The following is an 18656-nucleotide window of genomic DNA, read 5'->3' as shown; positions in this document are numbered from 1 at the left end:
CTCACTTCTTCCATAATCGAAAAAGGATTTCCTCCGATAAGATCGGTATGGAAATCCTTTTACTTTTTTCTTAGTATTCCATAATAATTGGGATAATCATTGGACGACGTTTTGTTTGTTGGAACAAATAAGAATTCAATGTATCGCGAATTTCTTGTTTAATGTTGTTCCACTCAAATGCATCTCTAGTAACGTATTTTTCAACGACTTTGCGAACTAGACGTGTCGATTCTTCCATAAGCTCCTCTGATTCACGCACATACACAAACCCACGTGAAATCATTTCCGGACCAGATGCAATTTTCTTCTCTTTGCGGTTTAAGGTAACTACGACGATGAAAATTCCATCTTGTGATAGTAATTTACGATCGCGAAGTACAATGTTTCCAACATCACCAATGCCAATGCCATCAATTAATACATTGCCGGCTGTAACGCGTCCGCTCATGCGAACTTTGCCACCTTTATATTCTACGATATCGCCTTTATCTGCGATAAAAATTTCAGACTTGTTCAAGCCAACTTGTTGAGCTAATTTAGAATGCGCAATGAGCATTTTGTATTCACCTTGAATTGGGATGAAATACTTTGGCTTCATCATGTTCAGCATCATTTTCAAATCTTCTTGACTGCCGTGACCCGAAACGTGAACTTTTTTACTTGAAGTCAACACGTTCGCTCCAGCTTTCGCCAATTTGTTCATTGTTTGGAACATCGGAACTTCCATACCGGGTGATGGTGTGAATGTGATTAATACTGTGTCCGTTGGTTTGATCTTAACGTCTTTGTGTTGCTTGCGAACCATTTTATCTAATGCTTCTAGTGGTTCACCTTGGTTACCTGTAACAATAATAACAACTTCGTCATCGCGGTAGTTTTCCAAGTCTTTCAATGAAATAACCGTATCTTCATCGACAGTCAAATACCCAAGTCTTAAACCAACTTCGTAGCTGCTCTCAAGACTTCTACCTGCTACTGCAACCTTTTTACCTGTAGCTGCCGCAATATCAAATACCTGCTGGATGCGGATAAAGTTTGATGAATACAATGATACAAGTACACGGCCTTCAGCTGCTAAAAATGCAGACAAAATATGGTCAGCAACAACAATTTCTGAGGTTGTATAACCTGGACGTTCTGCTTCTGTTGAATCAGATAACAGCATCAAGACGCCATCTTCTCCTAATTTCGCCATTTTGGCGATATCAGGTTTGTAGCTACCTTTAGCTGATTGATCAAATTTAAATTCGCCCGTGTGCACAATAGCGCCTTCTGATGTGTGGAAGACAATGCCTAATGCGTCCGGAATACTATGTGTTGTATGGAAAAAAGTCACATGTGTTTTATCAAAGTTCATGCGGCTTTTGTTCGTCACCTCAAAAAACTTCACATGTTTTAAAGAACCTTGTTCTTTAATATGTTCTTTTGCCAATGCGATTGTTAATTTTGATCCATAAACAGGCACTTGGATTTTTTTCAATAAGTAAGCGATTGATCCAATCGCATCTTCATGTCCGTGTGTTAAGAAAACACCTTTTACGCGATCTTTGTTTTCTACTAAGAAAGTCATATCCGGAATAACGATATCAACGCCAAGCATTTCATCTTCCGGGAACATTAATCCGCTGTCTACGACAAACAGATCTTCGTCAATTTCAATTACATACATAGCTTTGCCGATTTCGCCGACGCCGCCTAAAGGGATAACTCTTATTACTTCGTTTTTAATTTTACTCAATTTATTTCCTCCTAAAATTCACCCGTACACATCCATAGAATTCATTATACGGGAATCACCGGAAACAGTCCAAAGAAAAAAATAAACCGGCACAGTGGCCGGTCATTTTTAACGACTATTGTTCGGGATTAAATAATATTTTCCTCGATTAACGCTTCAGCAATTTGGACGGAATTCAAGGCTGCACCTTTAACCAAATTATCCGAAACGACCCAAAGGTGGAAGCCGTTCGGGTTATCTAAGTCTTGACGAATACGTCCAACAAACACTTCATCTAAACCAGCCGTCATTAATGGCATTGGATAAACTTGTTTTGATGGATCGTCCATTAGTTCAACACCGGGTGCATCAATCATTGCTTGCTTCACTTGCGCGACCGTTGCTTCTTGATCTAGTTCTACATAGACCGATTCGGAATGACCCGTGACTACCGGTAAGCGCACACAAGTAGCTGCTACTGCTAAAGAATCGTCATGCATTATTTTTTTCGTTTCGTTGATCATTTTCATTTCTTCAAATGTGTAACCATTGTCTGTAAATTGATCAATTTGTGGAACCACATTAAAAGCAATCGGGTAATGATGTTCAGCCGATTTAACCGGTAACACTTTTGCTTCTGCATCTTTTGCGTTATCAAAGTCAGCAGCTTGCGCTTTTAATTCATTGATGGCATCAATTCCAGCACCAGACACTGCTTGATAAGTCGAAACGACAACTTTGCTCATCCCGTACAACTCTTTTAATGGTTGTAACGCACAAACCATTTGAATCGTTGAACAGTTTGGGTTGGCAATAATTCCTTTGTGTAAACGAAGATCCTCTTTGTTTACTTCAGGCACAACAAGCGGCACTTCTTTATCCATACGGAATGCGCTCGTATTATCAATAACAATTGCGCCACGTTTAACAGCTTCTGGTGCAAACTTCTCTGATACACTGCCCCCAGCACTAAACAACGCAATATCGATGCCTTCAAATGATTCTGGCTTTGCTTCTTGCACAGTATACGTTTTGCCATTGAATTCAATTTCTTTTCCAGCAGAACGACTAGAAGACAAAAAGACGATATCTTTTACCGGGAAGTTTCGTTTTTCCAATTGCTCTTTCATTTGCTGACCAACTGCTCCTGTTGCACCCATAATTGCCACATTGTATGTTTTCAAACTATTCGCTCCCTCAATAATGATTTGAGTTATTGTAACATAATTTAGTCTGCTAAAGGAATAGAAAACACAAAAAAGCTTCCTTAAACTAAGGAAGCTTCTTTCGGTCGAATTATAGAAATAGCTGGAGTTTCTACTAAAATTTCTAATAGTTCCATTACTTTTTCGAGTGAAACTTGGTCGATTTGTGTTAATACTTCTTCATAAGACTGGTGTTTCCCCAGTAGCAATTCATGTCTGCCGTTGCGGCTCATGCGCGCGCTCGTACTTTCAAGTCCGAGCATTAAACTGCCTTTTAACTGCTCTTTAGAATCTGTAATTTCTTGCTCGGTGATGCCACCATTTTTTAGTTCTTTTAACAAGCTTAAAATAACTTGTTGCATTTCAGCCATTTGCTCATCTGAAGTTCCTCCGTAAATTGCCAACGTTCCGTGGTCGGAATATGCCGAATGATAAGAGAAAATAGAATAAGCTAAACCTCGTTGTTCTCTAATTTCTTGGAACAACCTTGAAGACATAGATCCACCGATAATATTGTTTAACACTGTAATGTTATAAATATCTGGATCGTTTAAAGATAAGCCCGGATAACCAAGGCATAAATGACCTTGTTCCGTTTCTTTGTTTTTTAAGGAATAGCCAGAAGTGAAATTAGGAAGCTCGTATTTTTTAGGATTTTCTTCTTTTTCAAAGTTTCCAAATAATGCTTCAATCTTCTCTAATAATGCTGGAGTGATATTACCTGCTACTGATACGACCGTATTTGCTGGCGTATAGTGGCGGTTTATATAATCGCGAATTTTCTCTGGTGTAAATGCCGCTAATGTTTCAGCAGTTCCAAGTATGGGTGCGCCAATGGAATTTTCTGGATACATCACACGCCAAAGTTGCTCATGAACATCATCGTCAGGCATATCTTCTGTCATGCTGATTTCTTCAAGAATAACTTGGCGTTCTTTATCAAACTCTTCTGGGTCCATTTGTGAGTGGAAAAACATATCCGCTAGCACTGTTACTGCGTGTTCTGCATGATGATCTAATACTTTGGCATAGTAGCATGTATATTCTTTTGAAGTATAAGCGTTTATATCGCCGCCAATACGATCAAATTCACGAGCGATTTCTTTAGCTGTTCGTGACTCTGTACCTTTAAACAGCATATGTTCGATAAAATGGGTAATGCCATTTTCTTCTGGCAATTCGTCTCGGGATCCGTTATTCACAAAGACACCCATTGCGACAGAATGAAAATGCGGGATATGTTCGGAAACAATGCGCAATCCATTTTTGCAAGTCTGTGTAGTTACCATGTGCATGTTCCTCCTCATAGTAAAAAATTGCCGACAAAGTCGGCAATTTTAGTATGGTTAACTTTATTCTTGATTTTGTTTTTCAGCTGCTTCTTTTTGTTCTTTTAAAACAACTTTACGTGATAAGTTTACACGGCCTTGACGGTCAATTTCAATTACTTTGACTTGGATGATTTGATCCATCTTCAAGACATCTTCCACTTCTTTTGTCCGTTCTTCTTGGATTTCAGAAATATGAAGAAGTCCATCTTTACCAGGGAACAATTCAACGAATGCGCCAAACTTCTCGATGCGTTTTACTTTACCTTCGTAATATTCGCCGACTTTCGCCTCGCGAACGATGTTTTCAATCATTGCTTTCGCTTTTGCATTCATTTCTTCATCAACAGATGAAATGAAGATTGTACCGTCTTGTTCAGTATCAATTTTAACGCCAGTTTCATCAATGATTTTGTTGATCACTTTACCACCAGGCCCGATAACATCGCGGATCTTGTCTGGGTTGATCTTCACCATAATGATTTTCGGAGCATATTTAGAAAGAGTAGTTCTCGGTTCAGCAATTGTCGCCAACATTGATTCTAAAATGTGGATACGGCCAATTTGAGCTTGCGTCAACGCTTCTTCTAAAATTTCACGAGAAAGACCGTCTATCTTGATATCCATTTGAAGAGCTGTAATGCCTTTTGCAGTACCGGCTACTTTAAAGTCCATATCGCCAAGGTGATCTTCCATTCCTTGAATATCAGACAATACCGTATAGTTATCGCCTTTTTTCACTAGACCCATTGCAATACCTGCAACTGGAGCTGTAAGTGGTACACCTGCATCCATCATCGCAAGTGTTGAAGCACAAATACTTGCTTGTGAAGTAGAACCGTTCGATTCAAGTACTTCTGCAACAAGACGAATTGTATAAGGGAAATCTTTTTCGTTTGGAATAACCGCTTCTAACGCGCGCTCACCAAGTGCCCCGTGACCGATCTCACGACGTCCTGGTCCACGAAGGAATCCAGTTTCACCTACCGAGAATAACGGGAAATTGTAGTGGTGCATAAAGCGTTTTGTATCTTCAATACCAAGACCATCGATGATTTGAACGTCACCTAATGCGCCTAGCGTACAAATACTCATCGCTTGCGTTTGGCCACGCGTAAATAGACCAGAACCATGCGTACGGTTCAAAATGCCAACTTCAGAAGACAATGGACGGATTTCAGAAGGTCCACGGCCATCCGGACGAATTTTTTCGTCTGTAATTAAACGACGAACTTCATCTTTCACCATTTTGTCTAAAATTTGACCTGCTTGTTTTTTAACTGCATCATCAGATTCTTCATAAGCTGCCATAGCACGTGCTTTAACTTCGTCAATTGCTTCGTTGCGCGCTTGTTTTTCGTTAATTTGAACAGCTGCGTTCAAATCCGCTTCAACAGCGTCTTTAAGGGAAGATGTCAATTCTGCATCTAATTCATACAACTGGATGTCAGATTTTGCTTTGCCCACTTCTTCAGCGATTTGTTCTTGGAAAGCGATCAATTTCTTAATCTCTTCGTGACCGAACATAATTGCTTCTAAAATGACTTCTTCAGAAACTTCTTTTGCTCCTGCTTCTACCATATTGATCGCATCTTTTGTTCCAGCTACGATTAAGTTAATTGAGCTTTGCTCAAGCTGATCGTTTGTTGGGTTAATAATATACTGACCATCGATTAATCCAACGATTACGCCAGCGATCGGTCCGCCAAATGGAATATCTGAAATCATCAATGCTAATGAAGACCCAAACATTGCAGCCATCTCTGATGGGCAATCTTGATCAACAGACATAACCATTGAAATTACTTGAACTTCATTACGGAAACCATCTGGGAATAACGGACGGATTGGACGGTCAATTAAACGGCTCGTTAACGTCGCTTTTTCAGACGGACGCCCTTCACGTTTAATAAATCCACCCGGAATTTTACCAACTGCATAAAGACGTTCTTCGTAGTTTACAGTTAACGGGAAGAAATCTAATGGTTTTGGCGTTTTTGATGCTGTTGCAGTTGATAAGACTGCTGTATCACCGTAACGGATTAATGCAGCCCCGTTTGCTTGTTTTGCTAATTGGCCAACCTCTACTTGTAATTCGCGGCCTGCCCAATCCAATGTGTAGACTTTTTTTGTTTGCTCCATAATATCGAGCTCCTCTCTATTACCGTGTATCTATATACTATATGTATCCAATAGTAGTGTATCAAAAAAGCATCCAGTATGCGATGCGATAGTTTAAAGTTTTATCCATAAAGAAAAAGCGGGACGAATCCCGCTTTTACTGTTTACTATTAACGGCGTAGGCCAAGTCTTGCGATTAACTCGCGGTAGCGAGCTACTTCGTTTTCACGTAAGTATTTTAGCAAGTTACGACGGCGTCCAACCATTTTGAATAGACCACGACGTGAGTGATGATCTTTTTTGTGAGTACGTAAGTGCTCATTCAAGTTGTTGATGTCTTCTGTAAGAATAGCGATTTGAATCTCTGCAGACCCAGTATCAGTGTCGTGCACTTTGTATTCGCTAATCAATTCATTTTTGCGTTCTTGTGTGATTGCCATACTGTTTCCACCTCCTAATTTCTGATATCCCCAATTACCGAGCAAACGTTGGTGATTCGATTTGCCAAGCAACGGTTTGTACTTTTAGTACTCATAAATAATAGCATACGGCATTTTTAAAATCAACTGCACGGGTTAATTTGTACGACTGAAAATTTGTTCAGCCGTCTTTTTATCGCGCTGAATTTGTGCCTTCAACTCTTCTATCCCCGAAAATTTTTGTTCATCGCGAATGCGATCATGCCATTCAACTTCTACCATTTCACCATAAATTGACTTATCAAATTCAAGCACATGAACTTCTATCACGTGCTTTTTAACATCTGGATTATTAAATGTTGGTTTATAGCCAATATTGCAGACGCCGTTATACACGTTGCCTTGTACGCGGATCTTCACAGCGTATACACCTCGACTTGGCACAACCGCACCAAGTTCAGGTTCGATATTAGCTGTTGGAAATCCAATTGTCCGCCCTCGTTTATCCCCATTGACAACCGTACCCAAAACGCGAAAAGGTCTTCCGAGTAATTGACATACTTTCCCGGTTTCGCCTTGCTTTAACAATTCACGAATACGAGTTGAGCTAATTTTTTCATCGCCTTCTTCTAACTTTTCAGCGATCGTCACGCCGTAACGATCTTCACTCATCTGCTTCATCAATTCCATATCACCTTTTCCTTTGCAGCCAAAGGAAAAGTCAAAACCAGCTGTGACGTGTTTTGCATTGAGACCGGTAATAAAAAAGTTGATAAATTCTTCAGGTGTCAATTTCGCAAACTCCGAAGTAAATCGGATGATAAAGCAGTAATCCACATTCATATCTTCTAAAATGTCCATTTTTTGCTGCATAGGAGTTATATAGAAAACTTCTTCTTTTCTTCCACCAAGCACTAGCGAAGGATGCGGATCAAAAGTCATAACTGCTGACTTGATCCCTTTTTGCTCAGCTTGCTTAATTGCTTCTCCTATAACGCGTTGATGGCCTTTATGTACTCCATCAAAAAAACCAAGCGCCAATGACAAGGGTCCCGTCTCGCTATCAGGCTTTACTTGGTTCGGATAAGTTAAATGAATAATCTCCATGCTACACCTCGTCTGCTGTCGGAAAACCGAACATTTTTTCAGGTTTCATTTTGTCTGCTTTTTCAGGATGATTTTTATAAAGTGCTACAGGCTGTCCTTTATACGTCAACACGACAAATCCCATTTGGTCGAGTATAGAATGCCTTTCTAGTACTTGTCCATTTTTTACAGCAAAAACTTGTTTAGACTCAATTTCCATGAAAGGAAATAAACTCAATCCATAACTTAGCGGTTTCAAAACATCATCGATATGTCCATTTTGAGCAAGTTCAGCTACTTCGGCAAGTGTTACGCAATCCTTTTGGCTAAATTTCCCCGATTCAGTCCGCGTCAGTCTAGACATATGTGCTGGATAACCTAGAGCTTCTCCAATTTGCACAGCTAGTGTACGAATATAAGTTCCTTTTCCGCAACGTATCCGAATATTGAATTTGATTTGCTGACCTGACCATTCGCTATCGTCATCCATCAATTTGATAGAGTCGATTCGGACTGTTCGCTCTGGCCGTTCAACAGGAATTCCTTGACGTGCATATTCGTATAATTTTTTACCATTCACTTTAACTGCTGAATACATAGGAGGAATTTGCTTAATATTCCCTGTTAATTGAAGCAAAACTGCTTCTAATTGATCGCGGGTGATGACTTTTTCCGATAGATCTGTATCTACTGTTTCACCAGTCGCATCTTCTGTTTCAGTGGAATAACCAATTGTCACTTCCGCTTCATACGTCTTTCCTTGGTCGGTAATATACTCAGCTACTTTTGTTGTGTTCCCGATACAAATTGGCAATACGCCATCTACTTCAGGATCTAAAGTGCCTGTATGTCCTACTTTTTTTGTTTGCAAAATCTTTCTTAACTTAAACACACAATCGTGTGATGTCATTCCTTTTTCTTTCCATAACGGTAAAATTCCGTTTAACGCCATATCCTTTTAACCCCTTTGCTTGATACAAAAAAACCCGCTATCTATTATAGACAGCGGGCTTTGTTTTAATCTTCTTTTGGTTCTTGAATATCACGCAATAATGTATCAATCCGATTGCCATATGCAACCGATGAATCGATTTCAAAAGACAGTTCTGGAGTTTTACGAAGACGGATTCGTTGTCCAATTTCAGAACGGATAAATCCTTTTGACTTCGTTAATCCAAGCAATGTCTGTTCTTTTGCATGGTCTTCGCCTAATACGCTGATATATACAGTTGCTTGCTGGAGATCTCCTGTAACTTCAACATCTGTTACAGTGACAAATCCGATACGTGGATCTTTCAGTTTTCGACTGATGATATCGCTAAGCTCTTTTTTCATCTGCTCAGCTACACGATTCGCGCGCATTGTCATTGATAGTCCACCTCGTTCTTACAAATATTCTTTTTCAATCTCTAAGCATTCCCATGCAGGATTGCTTTCCAAATAGTAGAGAACCTGCGCCATTTCTTTATCTGCTACTTCTTTTGAGGAAGAAACGATAACAAAAGCAAGACGGGTTCGCTGCCATACATTTTGGTGATCAATCTCTGCAGCGGAAACGTTGAATTTTTGTCTACTGCGGGTCAGCATGCTTTTAACAACTGCCCGCTTATCTTTTAACGAATGTGCCGTTGGAATGAAAAATTCGCATTCCATGTAGAGGATCATTTACGTTTGATTTCTTCCATAACGTAAGCTTCGATAATGTCCATTTCTTTTACATCATTGAAGTTTTTAATCGTAATCCCACATTCGTATCCTTTTGCTACTTCTTTAGCATCGTCTTTAAAACGTTTCAACGTGTCGATTTCGCCTTCAAATACGACGATTCCTTCACGAATAACACGAACTCCGCTATCGCGAGTAATTTTACCTTCAGTTACATAACTTCCGGCAATTGTACCCACTTTAGAAACTTTAAACGTGCTACGGATTTCTGCTTGTCCAATAATTTTTTCTTCAAATTCAGGATCAAGCAATCCTTTCATAGCAAACTCTATTTCTTCGATTACTTTATAAATAATGCGGTGTAAGCGAATGTCTACACCTTCAGCTTCAGCAGCACGCTTAGCGTTTGCATCAGGACGAACGTTAAAGCCGATTACAATTGCGTTAGACGCAGCTGCCAATGAAATATCAGATTCTGTAATCGCACCAGCGCCTGTGTGAATGATTTTCACATTTACGCCTTCAACATCAAGTTTAAGGAGAGATGCAGCCATTGCTTCAACTGCCCCTTGAACGTCAGCTTTAACGATTAAGTTAAGTTCTTTCATTTCGCCTTGTTTTAATTGATCAAACAAGTTATCAAGTGTCACACGTGTCTTTTCAGAACGCTGAACTTGAAGTGCTGAAGTTGCGCGTGTTTCCCCAACTTGGCGAGCTGTTTTCTCGTCTTCAAAGACAACAAAACGGTCTCCAGCTTGAGGTACATCGTTCAATCCAGTAATCTCAACTGGTGTTGATGGGCCAGCTTCTTTTGCACGGCGACCTGTATCAGATACCATTGCACGAACACGACCAAATGTATTTCCGACAACAATCGGATCTCCAACTTTTAATGTTCCATCTTGCACTAGAAGTGTAGCAACTGAACCGCGGCCTTTATCAAGCTCTGCTTCAATAACAGTACCAATTGCACGGCGTGCAGGGTTAGCTTTTAATTCGCCAACTTCTGATACAAGTAGAACCATTTCAAGAAGTGAATCGATACCGTCTCCAGACAAAGCTGAAATCGGAACGAAAATTGTGTCTCCGCCCCATGCTTCTGCAACTAGTCCATGTTCAGTCAATTCTTGCATAACACGATCCGGATTAGCACTTGGCTTGTCCATTTTGTTTACTGCAATAATGATTGGAACTTCTGCTGCTTTCGCGTGGTTAATCGCTTCAACTGTTTGTGGCATAACACCGTCATCAGCTGCTACAACGATAATCGCAAGATCTGTAACTTTAGCTCCGCGTGCGCGCATTGTTGTAAACGCTGCGTGACCAGGAGTATCTAGGAACGTAATTTTTTTGCCGTTATCAACAACTTGGTAAGCACCAATATGTTGTGTGATTCCGCCTGCTTCGCCAGCAGTAACTTTAGTGTGACGAATTGAATCTAGTAAAGTTGTTTTACCATGGTCAACGTGCCCCATGATCGTAACAACTGGCGGACGTTCTTCGTTTAAGCTTTCATCTTCTGGTTCGAAATAAACTTCAAGATCTGTTTTATCCACTAAGATCTCTTCTTCTACTTCAACCTCATATTCAGCACAAATCAATTCAATTGTATCTTTATCCAACTCTTGGTTAATGGTAGCCATTGCACCAAGCATGAATAATTTTTTAATAATTTCAGACGGCTCGCGTCCTAATTTTTTCGCAAGTTCAGCTACCGTTAATGACTCACTAAAAGTGATTTTAGCCGGTAATTCTTTTTCTTTTTTAGGCATTGGTGGCAACGGATTTACCGGTTGCTGCTGTTTGCCTTTTCCTTTACGGTTTTGGAATCCGTTACGGTTTCCGCCGCCTGGACGTCCTGAAGAACGCTGTCCCGGTCCTGCTGTTGGTTTCGCTGCTTTTGGTGTAAAGTTTGAACCCGATTTTGCAGGTGCTGTTGGACGCTGGCCATTCCCTTGTGAACGGGATTGTCCTTGACTCGGTGCTGCTGCCGGACGTGACTGGCTTCCTTGTCCTGAAGGGCGTTGACCTTGCGCTGGACGAGACTGATTTCCTTGTGACGGACGTTGGCCTTGCGTTGAACGCGACTGGCTTCCTTGTCCTGATGGACGTGATTGGCCTTGTGACGGACGTGACTGGCTTGCTGGACGAGATTGTGCTTGTGGACGTTGCCCAGCTCCAGCATTTTTGTAAATGCTGTCTAATTTCGTTACATCAGAATCTTCCAATGTTGCCATATGGTTTTGAACTTTGACATTTAACTTTGACAATTCATTGATGATTTCTTTACTTGGCTTATCTACTTTTTTCGCGTATTCATGTACTCGAATTTTGGTCATCTGCTCGCCCCCGATTAATTTCTTCAATCAAGCTGATTAGTTTTTTTGCAAATCCTGAATCTGTGACTGCAATTACTACTCGCTCTTCTTTACCTATCGCATGTCCCAACTCGTAACGGGATCCAAAAACGCGGATCTCTACTCCGTTCGATTTGCATTTATCATGCAATTTCTTACTTGTGTTGTCTGAAGCATCTTCAGAAAGAATCACTAATTTCGCTTTACCTTTTCGAACTTCACTCACGGACATTTCTTCACCCGAAATGGTCATTCTTGCACGTGTAGCTAATCCAAGTAATTGTAGGACTTTTTCTTTGGTCATTATTTCAACTGCTCTCTAAGAACGACGCGAATTAACTCATCATAGATTTCGTCTGGAACTTTAACTTCTAATTGTTTGTCCAGTACTTTCTTTTTGCGGGCAGTCGCGATGGCATCTTCCGATTTCGAAAGATATGCGCCGCGTCCTGACTTTTTGCCTGTCAAATCGACGGATACTTCGCCTTCTTTTGAACGGACAACGCGGGTCATTTCTTTTTTAGGATGCATCTCGCCTGTAGCTACACACTTCCGTAATGGAATTTTCTTTTGTAGAGCCAACGGACATCACCTTTTCTACGTTATTCTTTGTCTTCGTAAAAATCAAAGTCATCCAGTTCTTCACCAGATTCTAATAATTCGATGTTAGAATTCTCGTTTGGATAAATCCCAAGTTCACGTGCATCTGTTTCACTCTTAATGTCGATTTTCCAACCTGTTAATTTTGCTGCTAAACGAGCGTTTTGTCCACGTTTACCGATAGCAAGAGACAATTGATAATCAGGCACAACAACAGTTGTCGATTTTGCTTCTTCGTTTACTTGTACATCTAATACTTTAGATGGGCTAAGTGCGTTAGCTACAAAAATTACCGGTTCTTCTGACCATTCTACAATATCAATTTTTTCTCCGCTTAACTCGTTAACGATTGTTTGAACACGGCCACCTTTTGATCCAACACATGAACCCACTGGATCGATATCGTCGCGATGAGCAAAAACCGAGATTTTTGAACGGTCTCCTGCTTCACGTGCGATTGACTTGATCTCAACAATGCCATCATAAATTTCAGGCACTTCGTTTTCGAATAAACGGCGCAGTAGTCCTGGATGTGTGCGTGAAACAAATACTTGTGGTCCGCGTGTCGTGCGTTCTACTTTTGTGATGTACACTTTAATGCGATCATGCGGTTTGTAATGTTCATTTGGCATTTGTTCTGTCTGCGGAAGCACAGCCTCCACTTTGCCAAGTCCAACGTATAAATTACGAGCGTCCATGCGTTCAACAATACCGTTAACGATATCATCTGCACGATCAACAAACTCTTCAAAGATCAAGCCGCGTTCAGCTTCACGTACACGCTGTGTCACCACTTGTTTTGCTGTTTGAGCCGCAATACGACCAAAGTTACGAGGTGTTACTTCTTCCTCTACAACATCTCCTAGTTCGTATGCAGGGTTGATGACTTTAGCATCTTCCAACGAAATTTGAAGACGCTCATCTTCTACTTCTTCTACAACATCTTTACGAGAATACACTAGCATTGTTCCCGTATTTAAATTTAAATCTACACGAACATTTTGTGCTTGGTTAAAATTTCGTTTGTACGCTGTAACTAATGCTGCTTCAATCGCTTCAATTAGAACTTCACGCGAAATTCCTTTTTGTTTTTCCAATACTTCAAAAGCATCCAATAACTCACTGCTCATTTTATTCACTCCCAGGTTCTTCAATCAGGTTTAACAGAAAAATCAATGGCCAAACGGATAACTGCAATTTTGTTTTTTGCAATACTGATTATTTTTCTGCGTGTTTTGATTTTAATTTCAATTTCTACTTGTTCATCGTCATACGATTTTAAATAACCTTCAAATTCTTTTGCATCTTCAACAGGTTCATACGTTTTGATGTAAATGAATTTACCGATCGCTTTTTCAAAATCTTTTTCTTTCTTCAACGGACGTTCTGCTCCTGGAGATGAAACTTCCAAGAAATAGTTTTGTTCAATTGGATCTAACTCATCCAAAATCCCACTTAGTTTTTCACTTACTAAAGCACATTGTTCAATATCAATCGGTGCTTCCGGATTGTCTACATACACGCGTAAAAACCAATCGCGGCCTTCTTTTAAAAATTCCACGTCTACAAGTTCTAGTCCTAATTCACTCGTAATTGGTTGTGCTATTTGCTCGATTTGTTCTGTGATTTTGCTCATACATGCCTCCCGCTAATTTTTCGCCATAACAAACAGAAAAGAGCGGGAGAACCCACTCTTCTGCGACAGAGCTATTCAGTAAATGTTACTACAATAATACCATAAACCGCGCCGTGGTGCAACTGACTAGAACAGTGACAGCTGATTCGCTTCTGGCATGCCTTCTAAGCAACCGTGATCATCCATGTATTCGATGATTGTTTTTGAAACACGGCCACGTTGCTGTAAATCTTCTTTCGATAAAAACTCTCCATGTTCTCGTGCAGCAACGATTGATTTTGCTGCATTGGTACCGAGTCCTGGGATAGCATTAAATGGCGGTATTAAACTCTTCCCTTCAATAATGAATTGATCAGCAGATGATTTATATAAATCTACCTTTTGGAATGTGTAACCTCGCTCTACCATTTCCAGCGTTAGTTCCATAACTGTTAGTAAGTTTTTTTCTTTAGTTGAAGCTTCAAGGCCTTTCGAGTTAATCTCATCAATCACTGATCGAATCGATTGTGACCCTTTAGACATTGCATTGACATCAAAATCTTCAGCACGAACGGTAAAGTATGCCGCGTAATAAAGAATTGGGAAATGAACTTTGAAATAAGCAATCCGAACAGCCATTAACACGTAAGCTGCCGCGTGAGCTTTCGGGAACATGTACTTGATCTTTTTACATGATTCGATATACCAGTTTGGTACACCTTCTTTTTTCATCGCTTCCTCAAATTCAGGCGTTAAGCCTTTCCCTTTACGAACTGATTCCATAATTTTAAATGCCAGTGAAGACTCTAGTCCTTGATAAATCAAGTAAACCATAATGTCATCTCGGCAACCAATTACATCTGATAGCTGACATGTTCCATTTTGAATCAGTTCTTGTGCATTACTCAACCAAACGTCTGTCCCGTGAGACAGTCCTGAAATTTGGACCAGTTCCGAGAACGTATTCGGCTTTGTTTCTTCAAGCATTTGACGAACAAATCGTGTACCAAACTCAGGAATACCGAGCGTACCGGTCTTACAACCAATTTGTTCTTTTGTTACGCCTAGCGTTTCAGGACCAGCAAAAATCTTCATAACTTCCGGGTCATCAGTCGGAATGGTTTTTGGATCTATTCCCGATAAATCTTGCAACATACGAATTACTGTCGGATCATCGTGTCCGAGTATATCTAGTTTGAGTAAATTATCATGAATCGAATGGAAATCAAAATGCGTCGTCTTCCATTCGGAATCTTGTGCATCTGCTGGGAATTGGATCGGTGAAAAATCATAAATGTCCATATAATCTGGAACTACAATAATTCCCCCAGGATGCTGCCCCGTACTCCGTTTAACGCCTGAACAACCTTGCACAAGTCGATCGATTTCGGCGCCACGAATCGTCATATCCCGGTCGTTAGCATAACCGCGAACATAACCATAAGCGGTTTTTTCAGCAACCGTTCCAATTGTTCCCGCACGAAATACATTATCTTCACCAAACAATTCTTTTGTATAGTTGTGAGCTTTCGACTGATACTCACCACTAAAGTTTAAATCGATATCGGGAACTTTATCCCCTTTAAATCCTAAAAACGTTTCAAACGGAATATCTTGCCCTTCTTTTTGATATGGAATATCACAATCTGGGCAGTTTTTGTCTTTCAAATCAAACCCTGAACCGACAGATCCATCATCAAAAAACTCGGATTTTTTGCATTTTCTACAAATATAATGCGGTGGCAATGGGTTTACTTCGGTGATTTCAGTTAAAGTTGCAACGAGCGATGACCCGACCGAACCACGCGAACCAACTAAGTAACCATCATCTAATGATTTTTTAACGAGTTTATGGGAAATCAAATAGATAACCGCAAACCCGTGACCGATAATGGATTTCAGTTCTTTTTCAATTCGCGCTTCTACAATTTCAGGTAAAGGAGAGCCATAAATTTGTTGAGCCATATTGTAGCTTAGCTCTCGAACTTCCTCGTCTGCACCTTCAATTTTCGGTGTATATAGTTCATCTTTTATTGGTTTCACGACATCAATCATGTCAGAAATTTTCAATGAATTGGTCACTACAAGTTCATGCGCCGTTTCACTGCCAAGAAAATCAAACGCATCTAACATTTCATTTGTTGTTCTAAAATGGACTTTTGGCAATTTCGTACGGTTTAACGGATTTGCTCCACCTTGAGAACCGATTAGTACTTGGCGGAATATAGCATCTGTTTCATCCAAGTAATGAACATTGCCAGTTGCCACTAACGGAATCTCTAACTTGCGACTGATTTTTACAAGCTTGCGAATAATATCTTCTAAATTCCATTCATCTCGAATCATTTCTCGTTCGATCAAATGAGAATAAACTTCTTTCGGATGAACTTCTAAGTAATCATAAAATTGAGCCGTCTTTTCGACTTCTTCCATCGATTTTTGCATGACCGCTTCAAATACTTCACCTTTATCACATCCTGAGCCAACTAACAAACCTTTTCGATGCTTTTGCAGCAACGACCGCGGAATACGTGGCACACGGTAAAAATAATTGATATGCGAAGCAGATACCAGTTTGAATAGGTTTTTCAACCCTTCGTCGTTTTGCGCGAGCAATGTACAGTGTGTCGGGCGTGACCGTTTATATGCATCGCCACTACCCACATAATCATTTAATTGATCATGATACAAAATACCTTTTTGATCCGCTTCTTTTAAAAGATGCGTCAACAAATACGAAGTTGCTTCCGTATCGTAAATGGCTCTGTGATGCTGCGTTAGCTCAATGCCAAACTTTTTGGCTAATGTATTCAGTCTATGATTTTTTAATTCAGGGTGAAGCATACGCGCTAACTCTAATGTATCGATTGTGGCGTGTACGGTATCAATGCCATATTTTTTATAGCATACATACAAAAAGCCCATATCAAATGACGCGTTATGAGCAACCATAATATGGTCGCCTGCCCATTCGTGGTATTTGCGAATAACTTCTTCTACTTCTGGCGCATTTTTTACCATGTCATCTGTAATCCCGGTTAAATCGATGGTCGTCGATGACAGTTCGTGATGCGGGTTGGCAAAACTTTCGAATTTATCAATGATTTGACCGCCTTTAATCTTTACAGCAGCTAACTCAATGATGGTGTCGTAAACAGCAGACAAACCCGTTGTCTCTAAGTCAAACACCACGAAGGTTTCTTCTTCTAATAGCGCATGACGTTCTTCATAGGCAATCGGTACGCCATCATCTACTAAATTCGCTTCTAAGCCAAAAATTGCTTTAATGCCATGTTTTTTACTAGCTGCGTATGCATCAGGGAAAGATTGCACACCGGCGTGATCAGTTATGGCAATGGCAGGATGTCCCCATTTTGCCGCTTGACTTACTAATGAATCAACAGACGAAACCGCGTCCATTTGGCTCATTGGTGTATGCAAATGCAACTCAACACGTTTTTCTTCAGCAGTATCACGTCGCAGTTCTGGTTTGATCTCCACCATATCTTGCGCCATCATGACCAAATCGCGAACGAATGTATCCGTCTGAATCGAGCCACGCGCTTTTAACCACATGCCTTTTTTCGCATTGGCCATCAATTCGGCATCTTCTTTATCGCGCGAGAACATTTTCACTAAAATTGAATCGGTGTAATCTGTTATTTTGACTGTTAGCAGCGAACGTCCGCTTCTTAGTTCTCTTACTTCGGCATCAAAGACATAACCTTCGATTGTTACGCGGCGTTCTTCGTCCACAATGGATTTAATATCCACGATATTTTCATCCGGTTTGATCGCAGAACCCATTTGGAACGGCCCTGAAGGAGTCCCATTTTCTTTCTGACTGGTTTCCCGCTTTTTCATATCTGACAAAGCTTTTTTCGCCATTTCTTCTTCTTCGCGTAAACGTTCTGCCATGAAGGCCGCATGAGCAGCTTCTTGGTTTTCGTCTGATAGTTGAAAATCAATGGCTACATGTGGAAAGCCAAATTGACGGTAAACCCCTGCTAGTTTATCACTGTATTTTGATTTTAATGCCATCATTTCATGTTCATGACTACATTGTAATAATAATTTATTGCCATTCCATACTGGCGCTTGTGACAATAACCGCTCACGTAGTGGCGGTGCCATGTCTGCCAATTCTTCAACAGCATATTTCCAATAAGATAATACTAAGTCTTCCTGTGCCGTTTCTTGTGCGGTTTCAATGTTTAGTTGAACTCGAGCAATTGGAGAAAATGTGCTATATAGACGTTCTTTTAATAATAGATACAAGTCAATCGGCAAGATATTCTTCAATTTCACAATAAATTTCCAGGAACGTTCTTTTTTATGGACGGTCATCCGTGTCAATTCAGCTTCTTCGAAAAAAGGCATGTGTACATCTTCCGTTAATTCGAGATGCTGAAGTAGCAATTTGAATCGCATCTTGGAGTCTTGCTCGTTTGTCATAATTATCCCCTTCATGGTAGTGATTTAAGAAAAGTGCTAGCTTACGTTCTTTCATAAGCTTCTAAAGCAAGCAGAAAAAGAAAGGAAA

15 protein-coding genes are annotated in these 18656 nt (G+C 40.3%); all 15 read right to left on the bottom strand.

The genetic code is table 11. From position 1 onward, the window contains the following. Positions 1 to 70: 70 nt before the first annotated feature. On the bottom strand, positions 71 to 1738 hold the full coding sequence (locus GPDM_RS09415) for a ribonuclease J (protein ID WP_008430894.1): 1668 nt from the start codon (positions 1736 to 1738) through the stop codon (positions 71 to 73). Positions 1739 to 1866: 128 nt separating this feature from the next. Beyond that, positions 1867 to 2877, bottom strand: a complete 1011-nt coding sequence (locus GPDM_RS09410) for an aspartate-semialdehyde dehydrogenase (RefSeq protein ID WP_039863255.1) — start codon at positions 2875 to 2877, stop codon at positions 1867 to 1869. Between the two features lie 107 nt (positions 2878 to 2984). Next, entirely contained in the window at positions 2985 to 4211 is a 1227-nt protein-coding gene (locus tag GPDM_RS09405) for a M16 family metallopeptidase (protein WP_008430892.1), read from the bottom strand. Positions 4212 to 4274: 63 nt separating this feature from the next. Further along, positions 4275 to 6392 (bottom strand): polyribonucleotide nucleotidyltransferase, encoded by a 2118-nt coding sequence (pnp, locus tag GPDM_RS09400; RefSeq protein WP_008430890.1) that lies wholly within the window; start codon positions 6390 to 6392, stop codon positions 4275 to 4277. Positions 6393 to 6541: 149 nt separating this feature from the next. Continuing rightward, positions 6542 to 6811 carry a 30S ribosomal protein S15 gene (gene rpsO, locus GPDM_RS09395; RefSeq protein WP_008430885.1) on the bottom strand — a complete coding sequence of 90 codons (270 nt, stop codon included), beginning with the start codon at positions 6809 to 6811 and terminating at the stop codon, positions 6542 to 6544. A gap of 135 nt (positions 6812 to 6946) precedes the next feature. Beyond that, positions 6947 to 7897 (bottom strand): riboflavin biosynthesis protein RibF, encoded by a 951-nt coding sequence (ribF, locus tag GPDM_RS09390; protein ID WP_008430883.1) that lies wholly within the window; start codon positions 7895 to 7897, stop codon positions 6947 to 6949. A gap of 1 nt (position 7898) precedes the next feature. After that, on the bottom strand, positions 7899 to 8828 hold the full coding sequence (gene truB, locus GPDM_RS09385) for a tRNA pseudouridine(55) synthase TruB (protein ID WP_008430882.1): 930 nt from the start codon (positions 8826 to 8828) through the stop codon (positions 7899 to 7901). 65 nt (positions 8829 to 8893) lie between these two features. Then, positions 8894 to 9244, bottom strand: coding sequence for a 30S ribosome-binding factor RbfA (gene rbfA, locus GPDM_RS09380; protein ID WP_008430880.1), 351 nt, complete (start codon positions 9242 to 9244; stop codon positions 8894 to 8896). Positions 9245 to 9262: 18 nt separating this feature from the next. Further along, the gene (locus GPDM_RS09375; RefSeq protein WP_008430878.1) at positions 9263 to 9541 is read right to left on the bottom strand and encodes a DUF503 domain-containing protein; all 279 of its coding nucleotides are present in this window, start codon (positions 9539 to 9541) and stop codon (positions 9263 to 9265) included. Further along, positions 9538 to 11880, bottom strand: a complete 2343-nt coding sequence (gene infB, locus GPDM_RS09370; protein WP_008430876.1) for a translation initiation factor IF-2 — start codon at positions 11878 to 11880, stop codon at positions 9538 to 9540. Before infB ends, GPDM_RS09375 begins: the two co-directional genes overlap by 4 nt. Beyond that, a complete protein-coding gene (locus tag GPDM_RS09365; protein ID WP_008430875.1) occupies positions 11858 to 12202 on the bottom strand; it encodes a YlxQ family RNA-binding protein in 345 nt (114 codons plus the stop codon). The genes infB and GPDM_RS09365 overlap by 23 nt, the downstream gene beginning before the upstream one ends. Beyond that, positions 12202 to 12480, bottom strand: coding sequence for an RNase P modulator RnpM (gene rnpM, locus GPDM_RS09360; protein ID WP_008430874.1), 279 nt, complete (start codon positions 12478 to 12480; stop codon positions 12202 to 12204). Before rnpM ends, GPDM_RS09365 begins: the two co-directional genes overlap by 1 nt. Positions 12481 to 12500: 20 nt before the next feature. Next, entirely contained in the window at positions 12501 to 13628 is a 1128-nt protein-coding gene (nusA, locus tag GPDM_RS09355; RefSeq protein WP_008430873.1) for a transcription termination factor NusA, read from the bottom strand. Positions 13629 to 13648: 20 nt separating this feature from the next. Next, positions 13649 to 14134: a ribosome maturation factor RimP gene (rimP, locus tag GPDM_RS09350; RefSeq protein WP_008430872.1), complete on the bottom strand. Its 486-nt coding sequence runs from the start codon at positions 14132 to 14134 to the stop codon at positions 13649 to 13651. 126 nt (positions 14135 to 14260) lie between these two features. Beyond that, positions 14261 to 18568 (bottom strand): PolC-type DNA polymerase III, encoded by a 4308-nt coding sequence (locus GPDM_RS09345; RefSeq protein WP_008430871.1) that lies wholly within the window; start codon positions 18566 to 18568, stop codon positions 14261 to 14263. Between the last annotated feature and the right edge of the window lie 88 nt (positions 18569 to 18656).

It is taken from the genome of Planococcus donghaensis MPA1U2 (genome assembly GCF_000189395.1).
Lineage (GTDB): Bacteria > Bacillota > Bacilli > Bacillales_A > Planococcaceae > Planococcus > Planococcus donghaensis_B.
The sequence above is the reverse complement of the archived record's forward strand: the minus strand, read 5'-3'. Positions and strand labels throughout refer to the sequence as shown.